Annotated in this window: 27 protein-coding genes and 1 pseudogene; 9 read left to right on the top strand and 19 right to left on the bottom strand. The window is 66.8% G+C overall.

What is annotated here, in order from left to right:
- The first annotated feature begins 4 nt into the window (after positions 1 to 4).
- Genes HC028_RS23390 through HC028_RS23365 form a run of 6 tightly spaced genes read left to right on the top strand, consistent with a single transcriptional unit; the run spans position 5 to position 1,750 of the window.
- Positions 5 to 268: a hypothetical protein gene (locus tag HC028_RS23390; protein ID WP_203981415.1), complete on the top strand. Its 264-nt coding sequence runs from the start codon at positions 5 to 7 to the stop codon at positions 266 to 268.
- Positions 269 to 287: 19 nt separating this feature from the next.
- On the top strand, positions 288 to 515 hold the full coding sequence (locus tag HC028_RS23385) for a hypothetical protein (protein WP_168079555.1): 228 nt from the start codon (positions 288 to 290) through the stop codon (positions 513 to 515).
- Positions 516 to 533: 18 nt separating this feature from the next.
- Positions 534 to 725, top strand: coding sequence for a DUF1059 domain-containing protein (locus HC028_RS23380; RefSeq protein ID WP_168079554.1), 192 nt, complete (start codon positions 534 to 536; stop codon positions 723 to 725).
- Between the two features lie 4 nt (positions 726 to 729).
- Positions 730 to 999 (top strand): hypothetical protein, encoded by a 270-nt coding sequence (locus HC028_RS23375; RefSeq protein WP_168079553.1) that lies wholly within the window; start codon positions 730 to 732, stop codon positions 997 to 999.
- A 2-nt stretch (positions 1,000 to 1,001) separates the two neighbouring features.
- Positions 1,002 to 1,337: a hypothetical protein gene (locus HC028_RS23370; protein WP_203981416.1), complete on the top strand. Its 336-nt coding sequence runs from the start codon at positions 1,002 to 1,004 to the stop codon at positions 1,335 to 1,337.
- A 2-nt stretch (positions 1,338 to 1,339) separates the two neighbouring features.
- A complete protein-coding gene (locus tag HC028_RS23365; protein WP_203981417.1) occupies positions 1,340 to 1,750 on the top strand; it encodes a hypothetical protein in 411 nt (136 codons plus the stop codon).
- Between the two features lie 14 nt (positions 1,751 to 1,764).
- Here HC028_RS23365 and HC028_RS23360 read toward each other — a convergent pair whose 3' ends face one another.
- The 6 genes from HC028_RS23360 to HC028_RS23335 form a co-directional block, all read right to left on the bottom strand.
- Positions 1,765 to 2,211: a hypothetical protein gene (locus HC028_RS23360; RefSeq protein ID WP_168079552.1), complete on the bottom strand. Its 447-nt coding sequence runs from the start codon at positions 2,209 to 2,211 to the stop codon at positions 1,765 to 1,767.
- Complete coding sequence (locus HC028_RS23355; RefSeq protein ID WP_168079551.1) at positions 2,208 to 2,495, bottom strand: hypothetical protein; 288 nt, start codon at positions 2,493 to 2,495, stop codon at positions 2,208 to 2,210. The genes HC028_RS23360 and HC028_RS23355 overlap by 4 nt, the downstream gene beginning before the upstream one ends.
- A 9-nt stretch (positions 2,496 to 2,504) precedes the next feature.
- Entirely contained in the window at positions 2,505 to 3,635 is a 1,131-nt protein-coding gene (locus HC028_RS27875) for a vWA domain-containing protein (RefSeq protein ID WP_203981418.1), read from the bottom strand.
- Positions 3,628 to 4,503 carry an AAA family ATPase gene (locus HC028_RS23345; RefSeq protein ID WP_168079550.1) on the bottom strand — a complete coding sequence of 292 codons (876 nt, stop codon included), beginning with the start codon at positions 4,501 to 4,503 and terminating at the stop codon, positions 3,628 to 3,630. The genes HC028_RS27875 and HC028_RS23345 overlap by 8 nt, the downstream gene beginning before the upstream one ends.
- Positions 4,504 to 4,556: 53 nt before the next feature.
- Positions 4,557 to 4,817, bottom strand: a complete 261-nt coding sequence (locus tag HC028_RS23340) for a hypothetical protein (RefSeq protein WP_168079549.1) — start codon at positions 4,815 to 4,817, stop codon at positions 4,557 to 4,559.
- A gap of 180 nt (positions 4,818 to 4,997) precedes the next feature.
- Positions 4,998 to 5,942: an XdhC family protein gene (locus tag HC028_RS23335; RefSeq protein WP_168079548.1), complete on the bottom strand. Its 945-nt coding sequence runs from the start codon at positions 5,940 to 5,942 to the stop codon at positions 4,998 to 5,000.
- A gap of 742 nt (positions 5,943 to 6,684) precedes the next feature.
- On the opposite strand from HC028_RS23335, the gene HC028_RS23330 reads away from it, so the two are divergent.
- Together HC028_RS23330 and HC028_RS23325 are read left to right on the top strand one after the other, a co-directional pair.
- Complete coding sequence (locus HC028_RS23330; RefSeq protein ID WP_168079547.1) at positions 6,685 to 7,128, top strand: hypothetical protein; 444 nt, start codon at positions 6,685 to 6,687, stop codon at positions 7,126 to 7,128.
- 318 nt (positions 7,129 to 7,446) lie between these two features.
- Positions 7,447 to 7,767 (top strand): GYD domain-containing protein, encoded by a 321-nt coding sequence (locus HC028_RS23325; RefSeq protein ID WP_168079546.1) that lies wholly within the window; start codon positions 7,447 to 7,449, stop codon positions 7,765 to 7,767.
- A 194-nt stretch (positions 7,768 to 7,961) separates the two neighbouring features.
- On the opposite strand, the gene HC028_RS23320 is transcribed toward HC028_RS23325, so the two are convergent.
- The 9 genes and pseudogenes from HC028_RS23320 to HC028_RS23280 form a co-directional block, all read right to left on the bottom strand.
- Entirely contained in the window at positions 7,962 to 9,125 is a 1,164-nt protein-coding gene (locus HC028_RS23320) for an IS110 family RNA-guided transposase (protein WP_168079545.1), read from the bottom strand.
- 359 nt (positions 9,126 to 9,484) lie between these two features.
- Positions 9,485 to 9,748 (bottom strand): nucleotidyltransferase family protein, encoded by a 264-nt coding sequence (locus HC028_RS27870; protein WP_239075572.1) that lies wholly within the window; start codon positions 9,746 to 9,748, stop codon positions 9,485 to 9,487.
- A 736-nt stretch (positions 9,749 to 10,484) separates the two neighbouring features.
- Positions 10,485 to 11,826 (bottom strand): annotated as a pseudogene (locus HC028_RS23310) (IS3 family transposase).
- 114 nt (positions 11,827 to 11,940) lie between these two features.
- Entirely contained in the window at positions 11,941 to 12,591 is a 651-nt protein-coding gene (locus HC028_RS23305; protein ID WP_168079544.1) for a 4'-phosphopantetheinyl transferase family protein, read from the bottom strand.
- The gene (locus HC028_RS23300; RefSeq protein WP_168079543.1) at positions 12,588 to 13,451 is read right to left on the bottom strand and encodes a metallophosphoesterase family protein; all 864 of its coding nucleotides are present in this window, start codon (positions 13,449 to 13,451) and stop codon (positions 12,588 to 12,590) included. Before HC028_RS23300 ends, HC028_RS23305 begins: the two co-directional genes overlap by 4 nt.
- 19 nt (positions 13,452 to 13,470) lie before the next feature.
- On the bottom strand, positions 13,471 to 15,003 hold the full coding sequence (locus HC028_RS23295) for an amino acid adenylation domain-containing protein (protein ID WP_168079542.1): 1,533 nt from the start codon (positions 15,001 to 15,003) through the stop codon (positions 13,471 to 13,473).
- Between the two features lie 29 nt (positions 15,004 to 15,032).
- The gene (locus HC028_RS23290; RefSeq protein WP_168079541.1) at positions 15,033 to 15,269 is read right to left on the bottom strand and encodes a phosphopantetheine-binding protein; all 237 of its coding nucleotides are present in this window, start codon (positions 15,267 to 15,269) and stop codon (positions 15,033 to 15,035) included.
- 15 nt (positions 15,270 to 15,284) lie between these two features.
- Positions 15,285 to 16,583 carry an MFS transporter gene (locus HC028_RS23285; protein ID WP_168079540.1) on the bottom strand — a complete coding sequence of 433 codons (1,299 nt, stop codon included), beginning with the start codon at positions 16,581 to 16,583 and terminating at the stop codon, positions 15,285 to 15,287.
- A 179-nt stretch (positions 16,584 to 16,762) separates the two neighbouring features.
- Positions 16,763 to 17,539: a hypothetical protein gene (locus HC028_RS23280; protein ID WP_168079539.1), complete on the bottom strand. Its 777-nt coding sequence runs from the start codon at positions 17,537 to 17,539 to the stop codon at positions 16,763 to 16,765.
- A 176-nt stretch (positions 17,540 to 17,715) separates the two neighbouring features.
- Between HC028_RS23280 and HC028_RS23275 the strand changes: the two genes are divergently transcribed.
- A complete protein-coding gene (locus tag HC028_RS23275) occupies positions 17,716 to 18,486 on the top strand; it encodes a thioesterase II family protein (protein ID WP_168079538.1) in 771 nt (256 codons plus the stop codon).
- Between the two features lies 1 nt (position 18,487).
- Here the strand turns inward: HC028_RS23275 and HC028_RS23270 are convergent, their stop codons facing one another.
- From HC028_RS23270 to HC028_RS23255, 4 genes are read right to left on the bottom strand one after another with little or no spacing between them, the layout of a single operon-like run.
- Entirely contained in the window at positions 18,488 to 18,748 is a 261-nt protein-coding gene (locus HC028_RS23270; protein WP_168079537.1) for an acyl carrier protein, read from the bottom strand.
- Entirely contained in the window at positions 18,741 to 19,715 is a 975-nt protein-coding gene (locus tag HC028_RS23265) for a TIGR03560 family F420-dependent LLM class oxidoreductase (protein ID WP_168079536.1), read from the bottom strand. The genes HC028_RS23270 and HC028_RS23265 overlap by 8 nt, the downstream gene beginning before the upstream one ends.
- A gap of 7 nt (positions 19,716 to 19,722) precedes the next feature.
- Positions 19,723 to 20,061 carry a PqqD family protein gene (locus HC028_RS23260; protein ID WP_168079535.1) on the bottom strand — a complete coding sequence of 113 codons (339 nt, stop codon included), beginning with the start codon at positions 20,059 to 20,061 and terminating at the stop codon, positions 19,723 to 19,725.
- A complete protein-coding gene (locus HC028_RS23255; RefSeq protein WP_275408265.1) occupies positions 20,037 to 22,406 on the bottom strand; it encodes a beta-ketoacyl synthase N-terminal-like domain-containing protein in 2,370 nt (789 codons plus the stop codon). Before HC028_RS23255 ends, HC028_RS23260 begins: the two co-directional genes overlap by 25 nt.
- Positions 22,407 to 22,439: the final 33 nt, after the last annotated feature.

Raw genomic sequence — 22,439 nt, 5'->3', positions numbered from 1 at the left:
ACTGATGATGCTGTGGTGGATCGGCGACGCGGTTCTGTTGCTCGTCGTGGTCCCCGTACTCGTCGCACTGCTCAACCGCGTACTCGCGGCGCTGGAGCGGATCCGCGGGGCCACCGACGAGATCCTCGCCGGGGGCGTCGCCCTTACCGGCGAGCTCGACGACGTACCGGAGATGCTGGCCGTCACCGACCGCACCATCCGCGACGTGGCCGTCGGCGCGACGCGGTACGCGGGTTCCGTCGCGAAGCTCCTGCCCGAGCAGAGCTGAAGTAGAGAGGAGCGTCGACATGCCGGCAGCCGCCTGGGTGACCCTGGTCATCACCGCGCTGATCGTGCTTGCCGCAGCGATCGGTCTGCTGCGGGTCATCTTCCACCTCAAGGCCATCCGGCAGACCCTCGGCACCGTCATCGTGGGCGTGTGGGTCGTCGCCCATCAGACCCGGACGGTCCCGGAGGTACTGCCCTCGGTCAACGCGAACCTGAAGCCGGTCCGCGACTTCTGCGAATCGGTCTGAAAGCGGGAGGAGCCGACGATGTACGAGTTCCGATGCGGCAGCCCGGTATGCCGGACCAGCTTCACGGCGCCCGATGAAGACGCACTGATGATCGAAGTGGCCCGGCACGTGGCAGCCAGACACCGCATCCCCAAGCCCACCAAGTCGCTGGTGCAGTTCCTCAAGGACAACACCATCCGTGAGATCCCATCCACGGCAAAGACGGGGTGAATCCATGATCGCACTCGCGGCAACGGACAACGGCACCACCGGCTGGATCGTCGGCTACACGATCACGATCGTCGTCGTGTTGGTGGTCGTCGCCCTCGTGGTGCCGATCCTCGTACTGGCTGCGTCGATCGGCAAGGAAGCCAAGATGATCAACGACTCTCTCACCGAATCGGTGCACAACACCGCGGCTCTCAAAGAGCTGAACACGACGATGAACCATGCCGAGGTCATCGTCGCGGGACTCAACCGCGGACGCACCCGGCTAGGAGGCTGACCATGCAAGCCACGTCCGCAGTACTCGCTGATTCCGCTCCGCATGCTTCGCTGGAATTGGCGCTGACCGCGACTCAGCATGGCCTGTGGTGGGGGGCGATCATCGGCGGATTCGTCATCGTAATCGCGGTCGCCGCGCTGCTCACGATCCTGGTCGTCCTGGTGCGCCGGATCGACCAGCGCGTCGTCATGGTGCGCGACACCCTTCGGGCCGCCGCGACCAACACCGAGAACACCGCGCTGATCGGCGAGACCGCCCGACGCGTGGACGCCGTTCTCGCCGAGGGCCTGCAGCACCACCTGTTCCTGGGCCGCGTACTCGACAAAGTGAGGTCGTAGCCGTGATGGTCATCCTGTCGGTGGTCGATATCGTCCTGCTGATCGCCGGGCTCGCTTTCTATCTGTACATCGTCGGCAGCCAGCTCAACCGGATCGCCACCAACCTCGAGGAGTGCGCGGAGATCGTGCGTACCATCGTCGGGCACGCGGAGGCGATCAAGCCCGGCGTCGAGCACATCAACCGCACCGGCGGCGTGGTGGCCGGGGCGCTGCCCTTGCTGTACAGCATGGCCGAGGGCATCGTCGCCGGCGTGGCGCCGCGGCCCGCCCAGCCGGCCAAGCGTCCACCGGCCCGCCCGGCCGCCGGACGGCGCCGCTCACGACTGCACGACGCGGTCGGCTACCAGCCGGGCAACGGTGCGGTTTCCGGCGACGCCAAGCCCGACCAGCAGGCGAACCTCGTCATCGGGTAGTCGAGTCGCTTCACTCAGCGGGCGGTGGGATCGGCGGGGTCACGTCCAGTGGTGAGCGGCCCGGTTGTCGGCGCCGTGTACCCGCCGATCCATTCGTCCTTCCACGACCGCTCGTAGTGCTGCTCGTTGCAGCTCGGGCGGTAGATCGCAACGAGTTCCTGCAGGATCTGTTCCCGGTGCGAACGCAGGCCCCCGGGCACCTCGTACGTACAGATGTAGACCTGCCACCGGTTTCCTGCCCGCAGGATCCAGCACGGTGCGCGGGGGTGGTTGAACGGGAACCGCTCGGCTGACAGGTCGTCGGCGTGGCCGACGTAGATCACCGCGTACGTCTCGTGCCGTGTCTCGGGATCCGGCTTGTACATGATCGCGTACACCGCGGGTCTCGCCTGCGGCGTCCACCCGCCGAGCAGTCGGGGCCCCTCGAAGGGGTACCCGGCGAGCGAACCGAGCCTGATCATTCGAGGTAACCGAGCTGGTCTTCGGCTTCGCTGATGGCGCCGACCTCCGTGATCGGCCACGAGGGCAGCCCGGCCTGTGCTGCCGCCCGGACAAACGCGTCCGCGCCACGCCGCACCGCGGTGTCACGGTCCTCGGCCTCAACGACCAGTTGCGCGCCGTAATACTGGCTGCCCATGCCCGAAGCGATCCCGCTCCAGGCGGCTACCGCGTCCGCGAGCTCCACCACCTCGTCGTGGTTAACCACTCGGTCACCTTCGGCCACGATGGACACGCTCCATCTCACGGTCCGCTCCTAACTCAACTCTGACAGCAGCGCCGCGAACTCTTCCAGGCTATGCAGGTTGTGTCCGGACAACAGTGCGTCGATGTGCGGTGCCACGACCATCATCCCCAGTGTGCTCGGCTGAAAGTTCCGGTTGTCGCCCTTGTGCGGGTTCAGCCAGACCACCCGGTGACTCAGCCGCGCCAGCCGTTCCATCGCCGTGGCCAGCACCTGCGGGTCGCCCCGGTCGAGCCCGTCGGAGCAGATGACGACGATCCCACCGCGGCACACGCCGCGCCGTCCCCAGTCGCGTACGAACTCCGCCAGGGAGTCGCCGATCTGGGTCCCGCCCTCCCAGTCGAAGACGGCCTTGGCTGCCTGCTCCATCGCCTCGTCAGCCCGGCGGCGCTCCAACGCCCTCGTGATGCGGGTGAGCCGGGTGCCGAAGCAGAACGCCTCGACCCGCGCGGCGGCGCGCCGGGCCGAGTAGGCGAACTGCAGCAGGCTTCGGGAGTAGTCGGCCATCGAACCCGAGACATCCACGATCAGGATCAGCGGTCGCAGCCGAAGCCTGCGCTGGCGCCAGTGTAGCGTCGAGGGTTCGCCGTGATTACGCATCATCGCGCGTACCGTCCGGCGCGGGTCGGGCCTGCGACCGTCGCGTGCGGCGACCGTCCGCCGCGTCCGCCGACGTGGCGGGGCGAGCCGCATGCGCGCGATGATGCGCCGCAGCGCGGCCAGCTCCTCGGGAGTACACGCCGCGAAAGCCTTGTTCCGCAGGACCTCCGCGTCCGAGCCCACCAGGCCGAGCTGCACCTGCTGCTCGTCCAGACTTTCCGTACCAGGCTCGGTCGCGGGTACCTGCAGCACCGACTGGGTCTCGGTCGTGACGCGGAGGGTGAGCTTAACCGGCTCCGGCAGCGCATCCGGATCGTCGAGAAAGAACTTCCGGAATACCCGGTCGTAGACCGGAAGGTGCTCGCGCCGGGTGACCATGGTGGTTCGCCCGGTCCAGTACAGGTCCAGCAGGTCCGTCGGGTCGAGGAGCGCCAGAGCCGCGCAGTAGGTGAGCACGTCGCCGGAGCCGACGGCCACGCCTGCCCGGCGCAGGTCATTGGCAAAGTCGACCAGGACCCCGACCATCGGCGCCTCGTCAGCCACCTGAAGCGATCCCGTCCAGGTCGGCCCGCACCAGTTCCAGATCGTCGTGCTCCTTCACGACCGCGCCCAGCGTGTCGTCGACCGTCCCGGCGTCCAGCTCGGTGACCCCTAGCACGTCGAGGGTGCGTACCCAGTCGATCGTCTCCGCGACGCCCGGTGGCTTGGTCAGCTCCAGGCTGCGCAGCCGGTTGACCGCGGCGACTACCTTGCGCGCCAGCGCCTCGGACGCCCCCGGCTCCCGCGCCAGTACGATCTCCACCTCACGCTCGGCGCTCGGGTACCCCACCCAGTGGTACAGGCAGCGCCGCTTCAGCGCGTCGTGCAGTTCACGCGTCCGGTTCGAGGTCAGTACGACCAGCGGCGGCGTTTCGGCCTTGATCGTGCCCACCTCGGGAACGGTGATCTGGAAGTCGGCGAGTACCTCCAGGAGGAACGCCTCGAACTCGTCGTCGGCCCGGTCAACCTCGTCGATGAGCAGGACCGCCTGATCGCCCGTGCGAACGGCCTCCAACAGAGGCCGTTCGATGAGGAATTTTGGTCCGAACAACTTGTCGACCGCCTCGTCGCTGTCCAGTTCACGCTGGGACAAGGCACGGATCTGCAGCATCTGCCGGGCGTAGTCCCACTCGTAGAGCGCCTGGCTGGTGTCGATGCCCTCGTAGCACTGCAATCGGATCAGTCGCCGGCCGAAAACCGCCGCGAGCACCTTCGCGACCTCGGTCTTGCCGACGCCGACCTCTCCCTCGATCAGGATCGGACGGCCAAGCGACAACGCGACGAACAGCGCGGTCGACAACCCTCGGTCGGCCAGGTAGCCACCGTCACGCAAGAGCTGGGTCAGCTGAGCTACCGTCTCCGGACGGTCCATCCGGTCTCTCCTCATCGCCGGCGCGTCGACGCGTCCGGTGACCATCCGATCGGTCAGGGTGTTTCGGCGGGGCCCAGCACCAGGTCACGGATGCTACTGCCCGACGGGCGGAGCTTTCCCTCGCGGCGGAGCCGCTCCCGCCAGGCGACGCGTAGGTCGCTGCCGGACTCGGCCATCCCGTCGAAGCTGACGTCCTTCATGTTGCGACAGGGCTTCGTCGACCCGCCCACCTCGTCCAGGTCCTCGGACCGCTGACCCTCTGCGGCCCACACCGCGCGCAGCACATCGACCGCGTCATCGGGCTGGTGCGTCATGGCCAACCGTCCTCTCCGGTCGCTGTCGAACTATCGACCTTGGATATCGACCCTAGGCGGCACAGACGGTTGATGCGACAGCAGATTAAGACATGCCTTAACCGGTCGCCGGGTCTGACCGGATTCCCCTCCCGTCGAGCGACGCTCGCTGCGCCCGGCGGCAGAAACTGCCAGTATCGGCTAGTGGATCGACCCGGGCTTCTCGCGTAGCGAGCCGGCGTTCGCCTTCGAACTCACCGCTAACGCCTCGGCGAGAATGGATACGGCGATCTCCGGCGGAGTATTGGCACCGATATCGAGCCCCGCAGGTCCATGAACGCGGTCCAGGTCGGTGATCCCGCGATAAGCGAGCCAGTCCGCCCGGGACTGCTGTGTCCGGCGCGAACCGAGAGCCCCGATGTAGCCGACCTCACCGGCCAGCGCCGCGGCCAGTGCGGGGCCTGCGAGGTCGTCATCGTGGCTGATGACCACGACCTTGTCCAGGCCCGCAAGCCCCGCGATCACTCCGGTTGCCGTACTGACCTGGGTGATCACCTGCGTGTGCCAACCGACGAGATCCGCCGCGCTCCGCAAGGCATCGGCAACCGCACCGGCTCCAATGATGACCAACTTCGGAACGGGCCAGAAGACCGTCACCACCGTGCCCGGCGCGATGGCTGAATCGCTCGCGCCTCGGCTGAACAACCGCGCCGCGTCCTCCCCCGCGTCGGCGATCGTCTCCGGACCGTAGATCGCGATGTCCGACACCCGGTCGCCATCGAGGCGAGTCAACAGGCAGACCGGATCACGCTTCCGCAGCCGCTCCCACAACCCGGCCGGCAGATCAGCCGCCGGCACGAGCAGGCAGCGCGCGTCACCGCCGCAGGCCAACCCCGCCAACTCGGCGTCCAAGTCCCCGACGTGCAGGTTGACGATTCGACCGCTGGCGCCCTGCTCGGACAGATCCACGAGCTGGTCATTGAGCGCACCCGACAAGACAGCGCCCACTCGACCGCCGCCCGGCGTGATTGCCAGCGCCTCCCCCATGTCCCGGGCGCCCAATCCCCGGGCCTCGATCACCCACGCGACGTCCACTTTGGTACCCGCCCTCAGGCACGCCGCCACGCTCAGCGCGATCTCGTACACCTGACCAGCCTAAGCCCGGAAGGCGCTGATGAGAATCCATGCGTTTCCGGCGCGGTGCCTACCCATGTCGTCACGTTTACCTTGATCCACTTCGACGCCAGTGGTCCACTGCGCGCACGTGCGCCAACTATTGCCAGCTGCCGCACCGCACCAACCCGACGAACGGAGCGTCCATCCCCGCATTATGCGCTGTCGCGCCGCCAACGCTACGGGGCAGGCGCACTCCGGTACCCGCCCCGGATTCCGAGGTAACGGCAGCGCCATGGTCGTCGGCGGCAGGGCCGCCCGCCTTCCGCGCGCTGATCGGTGGTCAGCCGCCGCCCCCTCGCGGAATCACGACATCGCCAGCAACATCACCCCCATGCCCGCGCTCATCAGCGCATGCGAGGCGATGGCGGGACCGGAGGTAAGCAGCCACTCTCGGGCCGGGATCACAACGTTGCCACCGCGACTGGCCCCCACAGACCCCGTCAGACCCACCGGCGATTCAGCAGCCCACGACCGTCGTCCCGTCCTGCCCAGCCACCGCAGTGTGGCCAGCAGGAAGTACGTACCCGAAACGCGTTGACCATCGTGACATCACCAGCCAACAGCAGATCCGCGCCGAGGCCACACCCGCCGCCGGCAGCACCATCCCCGGCCCCTGTCCGGCAGGGTCTGGCGAGACACAGTTCAGGCTTCCGTTCTGACCGTTGACATGCCCTAGCCACCGCTGCATCACGTGCTCCGGCACGCCACGACGATGGTCAACCGGGCGGGACTCGTACCGGAAGCCACCGGTGGCGAGTCTGCGGTCTCCATGGTCAGCCGCGCCCGGGACATCATGCGGCGCCTGAACTGCCTCCGGCCCGACCTTGCAGCCGAAGATGATCGCATCCTGACCAGCCTCAACCAATTCGACTTCCTTGCCTGTCATCGCGCTGGCTGCGACAAACAACTCCGGGCCGAGCGGTGTTTACTATCCCACTTCGCCAAGTTCTACGGCTCCCGCACCCAGCTCATCGCGGAACGGCTAATCGCCGATCAAACGCTGCGCGAGCAGATCTACCCCGGAAGTGACCAACAACTGGCGGAGGCGCTGTACCAGATCGACAACGCCGCGCGCAAAATCGGTTTCGCCTACGACGGATGGGAGGGATACACCGCCCTCGTCCAGGAGTTCGTCAACGCAAACCTGCCTACTTGAACGGGCGACTCTGACAACGCACGGCTGACGTGGGTCTGCACAACGAACGGCTCTGGCACGCATACGGTGATGGGCCATCCTTGGTGGAGGGTCGGGGTGCGGCAGGCTGACGCTGGTGTGGCTGTGACCTGATCAAGACTGCGTTTTGCCGGCCGCGCAACTTGGTGATCTTCATGGGCGGTGCCGGGAGCGGCTGCCCCAGCGGTGAGTGGTCCGCGCTCGTCGTCGGGATTTCAAATGATGCGGTTTTGCCGCCAACTGGGCGTTTCGGCCGGTATGCCTCCGGTGGTTACGCTCGGTTGGAAGGGGGTGATCGCGATGCCGAGATTCCTGATCCAGTCGACCTACACAGTCGACGGGCTACGCGGGCTACGCAAGGATGGGGGCACCGGACGAGTCGAGGCGGTCCGGAGAACGGTCGAAAGCGTCGGCGGACGGCTTGAGTCGTTCGACTTCGGATTCGGTGAGCCCGACGTGCATCTGATTTGCGAACTGCCCGACAACAAGGCCGCCGCCGCCGTCGCTCTCGCGGTTGGCACGTCCGGTGGAGCTACCACCAAGACCGTGGTGCTGCTGACCCCGGCAGAAGTCGACCAAGCGGTCAAGCAGACCGTCGACTACCGCGCGCCCGGCGCGTGATCCGGGGACGGCCAGCCGGTTCCGCCCTTCGACGGCTGGCGTGCGTCCGTCGACCACTACAACACGCATCGTCCACACCGTTTCGTTTGGCTCTGGCACGGTAACGGTGGTCGCGGCCGGTGACCTATGCGAGCAGGATCCGCTGGCGTAGGAGGGCGAATCCTGCTCGGCCGTACATCTGGCACCCCTCTGTGTCAATAGCGGGCGAGGAGCAGTGTTCTAGGGTGGGTGTCGGCGGGTCCGGGAAGCGACTGATCCGAAGAGCTGGCCATCGGGATTGGGCCGGCCGCGCTGGATTGAAGAGCCGCTCCCGACTGTCCTCCCGGGCCCGTCCTCGCCGCCTTGGCGTCGGCGGCCATCTGCCGGTAGACCACGTCGGACAGTCGTCGTTTGAGGGCGCGCATGGCTTCCATCGGGGTCTTGCCGGCGGCGACTCGGCGCCGGTAGTAGGCGCGGCCTTCGGTATCGTGGCGCAGCTGCACGACGGCCATGATGTGCAAGGCGCGGTTGATGCGCCGGTTGCCGGCCCGCGAGAGCCGGTGGCGTTCCTGGTCGCCGCTGGAGGCGTCCAACGGTGCGGTGCCGTTCCAGGAGGCGAAGTGCCCGCGGCTGGCGAACCGGGCGATGTCGCCGACGTCGCCGATCAGCCGGGCAGCGCCCGACGGGCCGATACCGGTGAGTTCTTGCAGCCGGCTGCCGGTGGCGGCGATCAGCGCGGTCAGCCGCGCGTCGGCGGTTTTGATCTTCTTGTCGATGACGGCGAGTTCGGTGATCAGCTCGGCGGCCAGCTGCCGGCGGGTGCGCCCGACAATGTCGCGGGGACGCACCGTGTTGAGCAGGGCGCGGGCCTGCAGCGCGGACAGATCCTTCTTGGCCCCGCCCGCCACCAGCTCGAGCAGCAGCAGGTGCAGCCGGTTGACCGTGTCGGTGCGGGCCCGGCCGAGTTCGTCGCGGCGGTCGGCCAACAGCCGCAGCGCGACGGTGGCGTCATCGACGACGACCTGGCGTAATCCCTTGGTGCGTAGGGCGGCCACGGCCACCGAGTGGGCGTCGACGGGGTCGGTCTTGCGGCCCTGGCCGGTGGCGAACACCCTCGCCCGGGCGGACAGTTTGGCCGGCACGTCGAGCACGGTTTCGCCGTCGGCGACCAGGCGTTGGGCGATGTGATGGCCGATGCCGTTGCAACCCTCGACCGCCCAGGTGCGGTGCCGATACTTGCGGCCAGCCTTGAGCATGGCCTGGTAGCCGGCGGTGTCGGTGCCGAACCGGCCCTGAGCGAGCATGTTCTCGCCGTCGTCGATGACCTCGATCGTCGCCGATCGTTTGTGCGGATCCATGCCGATGATGACTCGTCCCACGCTGTCCTCCTCGATCCCACCGACCTGATATCGGCGAGGAGGGCAGCGCTACTTCGAGCTGGGCAGACCCCTCTGGAGCCTCTCCGCGCCACGGTGACCGGCGGGACGCATGCCAGATGAGAGCCACACCAACTTGCGGTGGGCAGCCGCTGAGAGAGCGATACCGCCGGTCACCTCGACCAAGCCTGGCCGGGCTGCGGCCGTAACACCAGTCAACAAGTAGCCGCTGAGCGGGCGGGCCGGTTGCCACCGCGGCCGTCACGGTCGGTGCCCCAGCGGGATGGGACCGACGAGTGATCATGTCGAGAAGAGGACGTCCTGTCGAGGCTATCCTTCCCTTCCTTCGCTTAGCGTGAGCGCTAGAACTCCAGCCGCAGTCCGGCCCATCGGCCGAGCCATCCCTTGGCCTCTACGCGACGCTGTACCTTCGCCCGGCCCGCTGCGTTGGTGAAGGTTGGAGACGGGCGGACAATCATTCCCACAAGGTCGGCCAGCCCATGGCAGGACACCAGGCGAACAGAATCACCCCGTAGAGTAACCGCGACGCACGTTGCCGTTTCGGGCCAGCGCGATATCGCGTCCAGGGTGGACGTGTAGAGCTCATCGCCATTGCGCAGATGCATCCGTGCTTGATTACGAATCTCCACGGCACCCCAGGCAGGATCACCATGGCTTGGGCCTCGGCGCGTGCGTCCTCGCGGGGGTCCAGCTTCTCCGGGTATGGACGTAGGCGCACAAGTGCCGCTAGCTGATCCCCAAATGGTCCCCGGCGCTTACGACGAAGTTCGCGCCCACTGCGGCCATGAAGGGCAAAAAACGCCGCTGACCTGGGCCTTCTGCCCGAGTCAGCGGCCTTCCACATCTGTCGGGACGGCCGGATTTGAACCGACGACCCCTTGACCCCCAGGTCGGTTTGGTTAAGCGTTTCCGCAGGTCGCGTGCGGGCCCCCGCGCGGCTAACGCGTCAAGGAGCACTGGTCGTGCGGCACGGCGCACCACATGTGGTCCCCGCATGGTCCCCAGCAACGTCGCCACGGGCACGTCCCGAACCTCGCCTCGCAAAGTCAAAGCGACTTGTCGGCCGCGGCCGGTCAATGCCTCTGACCTGCGCGAACTGTCCGCGGTCGTCGCTCTCCCCCGGCCTACGTCGGCCGGCTTGGCTGTACCAATGGCTGTACAGCCAAGCCCTACGCAGATGTCATGATCAAAACGTGGACCTGCGTAAATACCGACCCGGTCTGAGGTACCGCCTCGCGGCATGGGACCCCATCGGACTCGCCGATTTTGGATCTGACGAGTACGACTTCATGCTGGAACCGCTGTTGACCCGCTTGCATGCTGGCGCTGACCGGACAGCGATCAGTGAATTCCTATGGTCCGAGCTACAGGGCCACCCCGGCCTAGTCCTAGCCCGCCAGGAAGTCGACTCCATGGCCGACGAAATCGTCGGGTGGTGGGAGAAGCCAAGATTCCGGGAAGGCCTGCTTGGTTGTACCAGTCGACCCACTCGGCGGTGGCCAGTTCGACCTGGGCGAGGCTGCGCCACGGCCCGCGTGGTTTGATCAGCTCGGTCTTGTACAGGCCGATGGTGGACTCGATCAACGCGTTGTCCAGGGCATCGCCGACGCTGCCGATCGAGGCGGCGATGCCGGCCGCGGCCAGGTGGGTGGTGAACCGGAAGCTGGTGTATTGGGTGAATTCAACCGGTCGTCGCAACACCTCCATACTCGAGGTGTTGCGACGACCGGTTGAATTCACCTTGGCTGCCGGCATCCGAATGATGGATTAGACCGGACGCGCAGCCGTGGCCGTCACGGTCACGTCGCCACAGGCCCATCTCCAGCGCGCCCAGCACCAACGGGCTGCGTTTGTTCGTGGCGGCCGACCAGCCCACGATCGCCCGCGAGTACACGTCGACGACGAACGCGACGTAGACGATCCCGCACCAGGCGGTCACACGGGTGAAGTCCGCGACTCAGGTCCGATTGGGCCGCTCGGGCGCTGAAGTCCCGGTTGACCAAGTCACCGGCGCGCTGGTGGCGGTCGCCGGCGACCGTGGGGCGGATGGCCTTGTCGCGCACGACGCCGGCCAGCCCGTCAGCGCGCATCAGCCGCTCCACCGTGCACCGGGCCACAGCAACATCCTCACGCCGCAGCTGCTGCCCGACCTTGCGGGCGCCGTAGACGCCGTAGTTGGCCGTGTGCACTCGCCGGATCTGGTCGATCAGCCAGGCGTCGCGGGTCGTCCGTGCTGACGGCGGCCGGTTTGTGGCCGCGTAGTAGGTGCTCGGCGCGATACTGACCCCGTGCTCGGCCAGCACGCGGCAGATCGGCTCCACGCCGCCGAACTCCTCCTTATGAGAGTCGATGAATCTAACGAGTGTGTCTGTGGCCGGTCGAGCTCGGCCGCAAAGAAAGCCGAAGCGGCCTTGAGGATCTCGTTGGTCCGGCGCGGCTCGGCGTTCTCCCGGCGCAGCCGCTTGAGCTCGGCCGACTCCTCACTCGTGACCCCCGGCCGCTGCCCGGCATCGACCTGCGCCTGGCGCACCCACTTGCGCAGCTTCTCGGCCGTGCCGATGTTGAGCTTCTGCGCTACCGCGGTAATCGCCGCCCAGTCCGACTCATAGTCGGGCCTCACGTCGCCCACCATCCGCACCGCCCGTTCACGCAGCTCCTGCGGATACACGTCCGAACGTGACATGACTCGATCCTTCCCAAGGACATGAGCCTCCATCAAATCCGGGCGGTTCACGGGTGGTGCGGGCACGGGTGGTGCGGGTCGGTGACTCCGCAAAATGTGGGGCACTCCGCCGCGCTACAGAGCGATCGCGGTGAGGACCAGGCCGGAGTCGATCTTCCAGCGGCCGGTGAAGCCGGTCAACCGGCTGCCGTCCACTTCCGGGCCCGACACCAGGAGTCGGACGGTGAAACTGCGCCGTGCCGGGTTGAACGTGATTTCCGCTTCCTCGAACCCCAGCCAGCGTCGGGCCAGCGGGAACCATGCTTTGTAGACGCTCTCCTTCGCGCTGAACAACAGGCGGTCCCAGTGCTTTCCCGGCGATGCGGCTTTCAGCGCGGCCAACTGTTCCTTCTCCTGCGGCAGCGCGACTGCGTCGAGCACGCCGTCGGGGAGTTCGTCGTGCGGCTCCGCATCGATGCCGATGGTCCGCAGGTGCGTGGCGTACGCCAGCGCGGCGGCCCGGTAGCCGTCGCAGTGCGTCATGCTGCCGACCACGCCGCCCGGCCACTGCGGCGAGCCACGTAGACCGGGGAGTACGGGTGCCGACGGCAGGCCCAGATCGGCCATCGCGCGGCGGGCGCACAACCGGACCGTGCTGAACTCACGGCGCCGTTTGTCCACCGACCTGGCGATCATTGCTTCCTCTTGGGGGAACAGGGTGGCCTCGGCCACGTCGTCGAAGGCCTCCGAGGAGGCGACCTTCGGGGGCAGGATCTCCTCGATCACTCGGGCTCCGCGTAGGGTAGGACGGTTCGCAGCCAGCTGCGCGGGACGGGCCACCGTCGCCGTTCGCGTGGGTAGCCGAGCGAGACCTCCTGGAAGCGCACGCCGTCGTGGTATGTCACGCGCGGGATGTGCAGGTGCCCGTAGACCGACGCGGCCGCGTTGAATCGGGCATGCCAGTCGGCGGTTAGTTCGGTGCCGCACCACTGGGCGAACTCCGGATAGCGAAGGATCCGGGTCGGTTCGCGGACCAGCGGCCAGTGGCTGACCAGCACGGTCGGCAGGGCAGGGTCGCAGGCTGCCAGTCGCTGCTCGGTCAGCGCCACCCTGGCCCGGCACCACGCCTCCCGGCTCGGGTACGGGTCGGGGTGCAACATGTACTCGTCGGTGCACACCACGCCGGCCTCGTGCGCCCTGGCCAACGCTTGCTGCTTGGTGAAGGTACCGTCCGGTCGGAAGGTGTAGTCGTAGAGCAGGAACAGTGGTGCGACGGTGACCGGCCCGCCCGCACCGTCCCAGACAGGGTACGGGTCTTCCGGCGTCGTGACGCCCAGCGTCCGGCACAGCTCGATCAGCTTCTGGTAGCGCTGTTCCCCGCGCAACTGCACCGGATCATCGGGTGGGGTCCACAGCTCGTGGTTCCCGGGTGTCCAGACGACGTTGGCGAACCGGCTGGCGAGCAGAGCCAGGGCCCACTCGACGTCGGCCATCACCTCGCCGACGTCTCCGGCCACCAACAGCCAGTCGGCGTCCGACTCCGGCCGTAGCTGCTCGACGACCTGCCTGTTCTCCAGGTACGCGACATGCAGGTCGCTGACGGCAAGCAGCTTCCCTGCCGCATCGGCGGTCTTCACCCACGCCATTCTATAGTCATGTGCATAATTATCGATCGACTTCTCCATGCTGGCGGTCGTGATGGCCATCGGGCTCGCGCGGGGCGGGCGCCGTCCATTCCGGCACGGGTAGCGCGCGCCGGTCGACCTTGCCGTTCCTCGTGACCGGCAGATCGTCCAGCACCACGTACCGGGCCGGCACCAGGTAAGACGGCAGCCGCGCGGACAACGCACGCCGAAGCTGAGGAACGCGGAGTTCGGCGCCGGGCGAGAGGACCAGGTAGGCTACGAGACGCTTGTCACCGGGCCTGAACTCCTGGGCGGTCACCACAGCCCTGCGTATGGTGGACTGCTCAACAAGAGCGGCTTCCACCTCAGCAGGCTCGATACGATACCCGCGTACCTTCACTTGGTCGTCGATCCGGCCGAGGAATTCCAGCAACCCGTCGCCGCGCAGCAGCACCAGATCGCCGGACCGATAGGCACGGGAATCCGGTCTCCCCGGTTCGGGAACGAACTTACGGCTACTCTCGTCCGGATCCCCCAGGTAGCCGAGCGACACGCCATCGCCGGCAATCCACAGCTCGCCTGCCTCCCCAGGGGCCGCGGGCACACCCTCCTCAGTCATGATCCACAACCGGACGCCAGGGATCGCGCGGCCGATCGGCATCGGATGGCAGGCGTCCTCGACCGCGGACACGCGATGACAACACGCGAAGGTCGTGGTCTCCGTCGGGCCGTAGCCGTTCACCACGGCTCGGCCCGGCACCGCCGCCAGCGCCCGCCGCACGTGATCGGCGGAGAGCACATCGCCGCCCGCCAGCAACTGAGTCACCGGTTCGAGCGCCGGCAGATCGGTGTCGACGATCCGGTGGAACAGCGCCGAGGTCAGCCACATCGTATCGACCTTGTGGCGCGCCAGCATCTCACCGATCCGGTCGCTGCCGAGCAGATCCTCGGGTGCGACCACCAACTTGGCGCCGTTCAGCAGGGCACCCCAAATTTCGAACGTCGACGCGTCGAACGAGATCGGAGCGAACTGCAGCACCGTCCGGGCCGGGCTCAGATCCACATAGTCGGCACCGGTCGCCAGATTGACGACGTTGTGATGCGAGACCACGACGGCCTTGGGCCGGCCGGTGGTGCCCGACGTGAACATGACGTACGCCGGGTCCAAAGGCCGGCGCTCGGGCTCGGTGAACGGGTCAGTCGCCGCGACGTGTCGCTCCTCGTCCAGGAGGATCACGTCCACGCCGAGTCCGCCGATGTGGTCGTGAGCAGCGGCGGTCGTCAGCACCAGTGTGGTGCCGCACTGCTCGATCATCTCCCGGAGCCGTGCCTGGGGGTACGCCGGCTCGAGCGGTACATAGGCCGCGCCGGCCTTCAGGACGGCGAGCAGAGCGACGATGGTCCGCATCGAGCGGCCGAGCAGAACACCCACGAACCCGCCCTGGCATCCTCGGTCGACGATGGCCCTCGCCAGCGCCGTCGCTCGCTGATCCAGCTCGGCATAGGTCAGACAGTCCTGGTCGTCCTCGACGGCGACCGCCCCAGGCATCGAGTGAGCGAATCCGGCGAACACACCGTGCACTGTCCGCGGCGAAGCCCGAGTCACGCTGTTCCCCTTCGCACCGCATCGGCGAGCGCCGCGACCGTCGGATGGCGCAATATGGCTGCCGGCTGCATCGGCATCCCCGCCGCGACTGCTTGACGAGCCACCACGAGCGCCAGCAGCGAGTCACCGCCGAGGTCGAAGAAGTCGTCGTCAGGAGCGACGGCGACACCTAGTTCGGCCTCCCAGATCGCCGTCAGCTTCGCCACGAGTTCAACGCCTACAACCTGTGACATCCCAGGCTCCTCTCATCACGGCGACGCCGGATGCGCTGTCCGGCTCTGCATTTCTTGATTGCTGGGCACGGCGCGCGATCGGGCCCAATGCCTCTCGACCAAAGCACAGACGAATCCGGCAATGGAGACCACCAGGGCAAGCGCGACCCAACCATAAATCCCTCCGTTGACGCACAACGTGATTACGATCACCGGTGCCACTGCGGCGGCAATGGAGTGCCCCAGGCCCATGACGCCCTGGTACTGTCCTTGTGCCTCGGGCTGTGCGAGCGCGAAAGACAACTCGAAGGTCCCACCGGCCTGCCATACCTCTGCCAGCGAGTGCACGAGCACACCGAACAACAGCAGCACAATGGCGATCCACGCGGCAGGGCCGGCCGACAACGCCATCATGAACCAGGCAACCAGGAAAACTGGTCCGGACAGCGTGATCAGACGCGCAGCCGATTGTGGACCGTCAATGGAGCGGGTCGCCGGCATCTGCATCGCCGCGACGGCGATCGACGCGATGAAGAGCACCAGCGCCGCCATTGAACGCGGGGCGTCCGTCTTGAACACAATCCACACAGGAAGAGCTTGAACAAGGACCCAATACTGCAGGCTGGCCACCGACGACGCGACTGTCAGACCTAGATAGTGGCGGTCACGCAGAGCAACCCACTTGCGTTCAGCCTTGGCGGAGTCGTCGATTTTGGCGACACGCGTCGGCGGAAGGTGCGGCAGCCGAGACAGAATGGCGGCGGAGAGCAGGAACGTGACCGTGTCGGTGACGATGAGGAAGAGGTAGGCCGGACGAGTATCGATGGACAGAGCAACTGCGGCCGACAGCGTGCCGATCGCGAGCCCGACGTTTGTCACGGCACGCAGGTACGAGCGCAATCGTGCGCCCTTGCCCGCTTCGGCGAGCACACCGATCATTGCGCCGCGGGCACTGCCGGTCCCTCCGCTCCCGACAGAGGCGACGGCGGCGACGGCTATCAAGGTCCACAGATTGTCGACCAGCAGGAGGCAGATGCTCCCCACGGCCTCCAGCAACATGGCGGCGATGACGACCTCGCGTGAGCCGCGGCGATCGGCCAGGTCACCGATCAGCACGCCGGCCCCGACACCGATTAAAGATCCGACCGTGAGCCCGGCACCGACCGCGGCCGGACTCAGGCCGGTAAACTTGATCAGGAAAATAGTCCCGGCGGACAGGAACATCCCCATGCCGACGGTGTTCACGATCGTTGCTCGCGCCAGTAGTTGCTGGCGACGATCCTCCGGGCCACGCAGCGCAGCGCGGAACTGGGCCAGCCGGCCGGTACCGCTCATCGGGCGCCCCCGACCGGAATCGCGACAACGTCGGCCACCTTCGCGAGGGTGGTCCGGGCAGCACCGACGTCCTCCCAGCCACGCCCATCCATCCGCGCGACGACCGCTGTGACAGGTCCGACGGTATTCAGCTCGATCTCCTCGTCATTGTTCTCGAACTTGCAATGCACCTGGCTCGGTCAGGAGCCCGTCAGGAATTCGCCCTCGAGTCGGACAAGGTGCCCTTGGGCCCAACGCGCTACGCGCAGCGCGCAGTCCCCGTCGGACTCTCCCGGGCGGGCGCCGTCCAGCACCGCGGACCGGAACTCATCGGCACCTATTCCGCACTCGGGCTTGCTCCGCAAACGGCGCATCGTCCATTTTTCGGCGTGGCAGAAATCCCCGTACAACGCGAGACAGGCGTCGGCCACCCGGAACGCCGCGACCCGGGCGGATATGCGTGCTGAGGCCTGATCCCCGGTATCCAGCTGACCCGCCACATCGGTGAGGGAGTTCTCCGCCCGTACCTTGGCGGTCCTGGCGCGTGCGCGACGGAACGACGACCTGTCCAGGAGTTCACGCGCCTCCACGAAGTAACTGTCGTTCTTCAGCGGGATGGCGATGGACATCCGGTAGACGAAAGCCAGCATGGCTTCGCTCGTGCCGCAGAACTCCACCTCGTCGTCGAGGTAGGGCTGCAGCACCTTGGCGAAAGTGCCGGTCGGCCACACCGTCAGATCGACACGTGCCTTCTCATACTCACCCATCCAGTTGTCCCAGCGAATTCCGCTCTTGTCCACCCCCGGCCAGGTCTCCATGGTTTCGTCCACCGGAAACTCGAGGGTCCGATCCGAGAACGCAAAGAGGTCGTAATCGCTGAAAACGTTTCCCCAGCCGATCGCGGTCGATCCGGTCCAGCAGACGGCATCCGCCTCCACCAAGCCCGGGAATCGCTTGAGAATACTGTCGAAATTCATGTCCGGAGGCTGCTGCCGGAGTCTCGACTGAGCCACAATAACGTCAATAGTGGGGTTGAACACCAGAATCCCTCCCGGGCCATTGTCAGAAATCTTCGGACATGCTGCAGAAAAGCTACTGAAAAAGCATCTCCGGCACTTCACACCGGACCGCCGCCGGCATAGTATCCATTGTTATGAATCAGGCCGATCCGACACCGATGCCGACACCTGAAAAGGGAAGATTGCTCGTCTCCTGGGGCGCGCCGGCGAAGAACGGCCTGGCGCTCGTGTGTATTCCGTGGGCTGGTGCCGGAGCCGCTCCTTTTCGCTCGTGGAGTCCGGTGCTCGACGACGTGTCCACCGTTTACGGTCTGCGACTGGCGGGGCGCGAGAGCCGTCGGATGGAGCCGCCGGCGGACACGGTCGCCGAGGTTGTCTGCGACATCGTTGCCGAGCTGGTCGGTCTGGGTGTACCGCGCGTGGCGCTGTTCGGCCAGTGCTTCGGAGCGGTACTGGCGTTCGAGCTGGCGAAGGCCTTGGCCAAATCCGACCATGACATCGAGGTGGCCCACCTTCTCGTCGCGTCGCAGCTGCCACCCCCCTACTTCGCCGAGGCCGATCTCGAAGCGGAGCACGACCTCATGCAATACGTGCCGGAGAATTTCCGAGAGGAACCCGACTTCGTCGAGTTGCTGCTTCCCGTCATCGCCGCGGACATCAGCCTGGTATCGCGCTACATCTACGAGCCCGGGGCCCCCCTCGCGGTGCCGCTCACCGTCGTGTACGGCGCCCATGACAGCCAACTGAGCAGGGACCGAGTCGATGCTTGGCGCTGGGAGACGACTGGTCCGACGAACTTCTGCGAGATCGCCGAGGGTGATCACCTGTTCGGGGGTGAAGCGTGGCTGCGGCTCGCAGCGACGGTCCGTGCCGCGTTGACGTGCCGGACCGCATCCGATGTCTGACCTATTCATCGTCGAGGAACGCGGCGAGCTGCCCGACGGTCGGGTGGGAGAAGATGTCCACGATCCTGAGGCGGGGCCAGCGCCGGCGGAGAACGCGAACCACGCCGAGCATCATCTCCGACGTCATGCCGAGGTCGAAGAAGCCGGCGTCCGGGTCGACCTCTTCGACGCCGAGAGCATCTGCCCAGACAGCTTGAAGGATCTCGACCGGGGTGCCATCGAAGTCAAGGTCGGCCTCCGGGACACGTGTCCGATCAGTCATCCACTGCCTCCCGCAAGGTCGTGCCGACGGCATGCAGGTGCGCGAGATCGGTGGGGTCGAGGACAGCGAGGATGAATCCATCCACCCCGGACTCGCGGTACTTCCGCACCTGACGCCGCACCTGGTCCCTGGTGCCGCAGAGGGCGAATCCACGAGCGGCACTCGGTGTCAGATTCAGGAGTACTCCCAGCCGATCCAGCGCCTCATGGAGCTCCCACTCGGAATCGGTTATGATCACGTGGCCCAGCCACGTCTTCGTGATCTCACTGCTGTCGCGGCCGACGGCCGCGCATGCCCGTTCCAGAACTTCGATCTTGTGTCGTACGGTCGCCGGCCCGCCGAAGAAGTTGCAGGCATCCCCGAGCCTGGCGATCATCGGAATCAGCACCCGCTCACCGCCACCCCCGATAAGGATGGGCGGGCCGTCAGGATTGATCGGACCAGGCATGTTGAGCGGCCCGTCGATGCTGTGGTAGGTCCCGGAGAACCGCGGCGCGTACTCGGTGAACATCGCCCGGCAGATCTGCACCGCCTCGGCGAGCTCCGCCAACCGCTCCCTCGCGGAAGGGAAGTCAAGACCGTACGCGCGGTACTCCTCCTCGTGCCAACCGGCACCGATACCGAGAACGGCCCGGCCACCGCTGATGATGTCGATCGTGGTGACCATCTTGGCCAGGACGGCTGGATTCCGGAATCCGCAGGCGGAGACGAGCACTCCGAGACGTGGGACCGAGGTGACGGCCGCAAGGGCAGCAGTGGTGGTATATGCCTCCAGGATGGGTTCATCCCGGCCCCCCACCGATCCGATCTGGTGGAGGTGATCCATGGTCCACAGGCTGTCGAAGCCGGCGGCCTCGGCTGCTCGTGCGGCGTCCGCGACGTGCTGGAAAAGCTTGTCGTCTGTGACACCTGCGAACGAGTAGCCACTGAACTGGAGGCCGACGCGAGTGATCGGTTGGCGGGTCATCCGAGACCTAACGGCTGGTGATGGCGTCGACATCGGCAGCCGTGGCGACTTCGACGAGGCCGAGTTCGAGTAGCCGCTCGCAGAGCTGGTACGTCGACTGCCGGATCTGTTCGAGTGGCAGGCCCGACGTCTCGGCGACACCGTCGAGCAGTTGACCGAGGCTGCGGCGACCATCGATCAGCAGCCATGCCATACGTGCGTCACTGTCGAGAACGTAGCGGCCCGTCAGGGTTTCCAGCAGGACGCCGCCAGCGGCACGGTCGCTGAGTTCCGCGACCGTCTCGGCGAGGCGGGCCGTCACATCCAGCCCGCGGATGAGGATCATATTGTCGTTGATGGTGACCATGAGCCTGTCTCCTTGTTGGCCGAGGCTTCCTCGACGAAAGCCGCGGTGGCAGCGACTGTGGGGGCTACGAACGGCAGGTCAACCGGCAATTCGAGCCCCAGCCCCTCGCGGAGGCGGGCAGTGACCTCCACCGCGTATATGGAGTCGCCGCCCAGATCATCCGAGAAGTGCGCGTCCAGCGGGATGTTCTCGACGCCGAGAACGTCGCGCCACACCTGCTCGACATAGTTGACGATGTTCACCCCGTTCCGGCGCGCTGATTCGCCCGAGGAGCTACCGGCGACGCCGGACGGGCGCACGGGACGGTCGAGCCAGAAGCGGCGCCGGGTGAACGGATAGGAGGGCAGCGAGACACGCCGTCGCGGTTCTTCGGCGTAGTAGGTCGCCCAGTCGACCCCGGATCCCGCCTGCCATGCCGTAGCCAGCACTTCGTCCAGGTCGAACGATGGTCCGATCACCACTTGACCGGGGCTGTGGCGGGCGTCTCTGCCCTCGGCAGGGTCGGTGCAGGCGCCCAGGACCGCAGCCAACGATGCGGTGTCGGCGCCCGCGGCGAGCCATTGCGCGACCGGTCGCGCCCAAGCCTGCGCATCCACTCGGGAGAAGACCAGCCCGAGACGCTGCAGGACCCGGCCGACAACAGCCGCCACGAGCGCGCCGGCTCGTTCTGCGGTTAGGCCACTCAACTCCGTCGATCCAGTGAGCTCGACGAGGCCCGACCGCACCATCGGCTCGGATACCTGGAGCCGCTTCCCCAGCTCCGCCAGATCAGCAGGGGCCCCGGCGATCGCCAGCGACCAGCGCGCGTTGGACCTGGCCATCTCACCGGGTGCTCGTAATTTCGCGATCGCGTCGGCACTGTTGCTGACCACCGCCGACCACCGTCTGACGAAACGGCCGCGCCCGACGGCAAGCGTGTAGGCGATGTCGGCGAGTTCGGCAGAGTCGGCCGGCGTCACCGTCTCGAGCCGTTCGGCGAGCCGCTCGCGCATCCGATGCAGCTCTTCGTCGGTACGGGCGGACAGTGTCAGCACTACGCGGGGTCTCATGGTCGTCACGGCTGGCTCGGCAAGCGCCCTCTCGAGGACGACGTGGACGTTTGACCCACCCAGCCCGAAAGAACTCACGCCGGCGATGCGCGAACCGTCCGTCAACCATGGGCGGGTCTCGGTGGTCATGGCGAAGGGCGTCGAGCCCATGTCGAGTTCAGGATTCGGCGCGGAGAAGTGTGCCGTCCCAGGCAGCGTGCCGCTCTCGACAGCCAAGGTCGCCTTGATCAGTCCCGCTACGCCCGACGCCGCATCGGCGTGGCCGATGTTCGCCTTGACCGCACCGAGGGTGACGGACCCGGACGGTCGGCCATCGCCGGCGAACACCCTCCGGAGCGCCTCGAACTCGACCATGTCCCCGAGGGCGGTACCGGTGCCGTGAGCTTCGACGTAGCCAACCTGGCCCGGAGTGAGACCGGCCCGAGCGAGCGCGGCTCGGATCACCGCCTCTTGACCGTCCACATTGGGTGCAGCGAATCCCGCGCGTGCTCCACCGTCGTTGTTGACGGCCCAGCCACGGATCACGGCCCGACGGTTGTCGCCGTCGGCCTGCGCGTCATCGTCACGTCTGAGTACCACAATTCCGGCGCCAGAGCTGGGCACGGTCCCCGATGACCCGACGTCGAAGGGACGGCAGCGCCCATCAGCCGACAGTATTCCGCCCTCGTGGTAGGTGTAGCCATCGATATCCGGCGGCAGGAGACTGACACCGCCGGCCAGCGCGATATCGCAGTCCCCTGCAGCCAGTGACGAGCATGCCAGCGCGACCGCGCTGAGCGACGTGGCACATCCGGTCTGCACGGTGATGGCAGGTCCGGTGAATCCCAGCTTGAACGCGAGCCGTGGCGCGAGAAAGTCCTTCTCGTTCGCCAGGGCGACCCGGACATCGCCAAGGCGCCCGGCGCTGGCCTCGACGGGAGCGAGGAAGTCGCGGTAGTACAGGTTCTCCCCACACCCAACGAACACACCGACCACGGCATCGCGCTCGCCCGCGTAGCCGGCGTCGTCCAGGGCCTCGGCCGCGACCTCCAGAAGGATCCGCTGTTGCGGATCCAAGGTGACGGCCTCCGCCGGCGGCACCCGGAAGTGGTCCGCGTCGAACCGATCGACGTCGCTGACCTTCCCTACCGACCTCACGAACCCGCCGTCGGTCACAGGCCGCTCATCCGCCCGGCTAACCGATTCGACACCGTCAAGAAGGTTTCCCCAGTACTGCGCTACATCGCCCGCCCCAGCGAAGCGACCGGCCATGCCGATCACCGCGACAGGGCGACTACGAGGTGGCTCACTTCTCATCGGACCGCCCCATGCCCTATCAGCAGTCGGCGC

The sequence above is a fragment of the Planosporangium flavigriseum genome (genome assembly GCF_011947225.1).
In the GTDB taxonomy this organism is placed as follows: domain Bacteria; phylum Actinomycetota; class Actinomycetes; order Mycobacteriales; family Micromonosporaceae; genus Planosporangium; species Planosporangium flavigriseum.
This window is presented reverse-complemented; position numbering and strand designations above follow the sequence as displayed.

What these genes read in the sequence shown, in the direction of transcription:
- HC028_RS23390 (WP_203981415.1), top strand. Translation starts at nt 5, where the DNA reads ATGATGCTGTGGTGGATCGGCGACGCGGTTCTGTTGCTCGTCGTGGTC.
- HC028_RS23280 (WP_168079539.1), bottom strand. Translation starts at nt 17,539, where the DNA reads ATGAATTTCGACAGTATTCTCAAGCGATTCCCGGGCTTGGTGGAGGCG.
- HC028_RS23285 (WP_168079540.1), bottom strand. Translation starts at nt 16,583, where the DNA reads ATGAGCGGTACCGGCCGGCTGGCCCAGTTCCGCGCTGCGCTGCGTGGC.
- HC028_RS23325 (WP_168079546.1), top strand. Translation starts at nt 7,447, where the DNA reads ATGCCGAGATTCCTGATCCAGTCGACCTACACAGTCGACGGGCTACGC.
- HC028_RS27870 (WP_239075572.1), bottom strand. Translation starts at nt 9,748, where the DNA reads ATGCATCTGCGCAATGGCGATGAGCTCTACACGTCCACCCTGGACGCG.
- HC028_RS23275 (WP_168079538.1), top strand. Translation starts at nt 17,716, where the DNA reads ATGAATCAGGCCGATCCGACACCGATGCCGACACCTGAAAAGGGAAGA.
- HC028_RS23330 (WP_168079547.1), top strand. Translation starts at nt 6,685, where the DNA reads ATGGTCAACCGGGCGGGACTCGTACCGGAAGCCACCGGTGGCGAGTCT.
- HC028_RS23255 (WP_275408265.1), bottom strand. Translation starts at nt 22,406, where the DNA reads ATGAGAAGTGAGCCACCTCGTAGTCGCCCTGTCGCGGTGATCGGCATG.
- HC028_RS23265 (WP_168079536.1), bottom strand. Translation starts at nt 19,715, where the DNA reads ATGACCCGCCAACCGATCACTCGCGTCGGCCTCCAGTTCAGTGGCTAC.
- HC028_RS23360 (WP_168079552.1), bottom strand. Translation starts at nt 2,211, where the DNA reads ATGATCAGGCTCGGTTCGCTCGCCGGGTACCCCTTCGAGGGGCCCCGA.
- HC028_RS23290 (WP_168079541.1), bottom strand. Translation starts at nt 15,269, where the DNA reads ATGTCACAGGTTGTAGGCGTTGAACTCGTGGCGAAGCTGACGGCGATC.
- HC028_RS23375 (WP_168079553.1), top strand. Translation starts at nt 730, where the DNA reads ATGATCGCACTCGCGGCAACGGACAACGGCACCACCGGCTGGATCGTC.
- HC028_RS23370 (WP_203981416.1), top strand. Translation starts at nt 1,002, where the DNA reads ATGCAAGCCACGTCCGCAGTACTCGCTGATTCCGCTCCGCATGCTTCG.
- HC028_RS23345 (WP_168079550.1), bottom strand. Translation starts at nt 4,503, where the DNA reads ATGGACCGTCCGGAGACGGTAGCTCAGCTGACCCAGCTCTTGCGTGAC.
- HC028_RS23380 (WP_168079554.1), top strand. Translation starts at nt 534, where the DNA reads ATGTACGAGTTCCGATGCGGCAGCCCGGTATGCCGGACCAGCTTCACG.
- HC028_RS23385 (WP_168079555.1), top strand. Translation starts at nt 288, where the DNA reads ATGCCGGCAGCCGCCTGGGTGACCCTGGTCATCACCGCGCTGATCGTG.
- HC028_RS23340 (WP_168079549.1), bottom strand. Translation starts at nt 4,817, where the DNA reads ATGACGCACCAGCCCGATGACGCGGTCGATGTGCTGCGCGCGGTGTGG.
- HC028_RS23270 (WP_168079537.1), bottom strand. Translation starts at nt 18,748, where the DNA reads ATGACTGATCGGACACGTGTCCCGGAGGCCGACCTTGACTTCGATGGC.
- HC028_RS23260 (WP_168079535.1), bottom strand. Translation starts at nt 20,061, where the DNA reads ATGGTCACCATCAACGACAATATGATCCTCATCCGCGGGCTGGATGTG.
- HC028_RS23300 (WP_168079543.1), bottom strand. Translation starts at nt 13,451, where the DNA reads ATGGCGTGGGTGAAGACCGCCGATGCGGCAGGGAAGCTGCTTGCCGTC.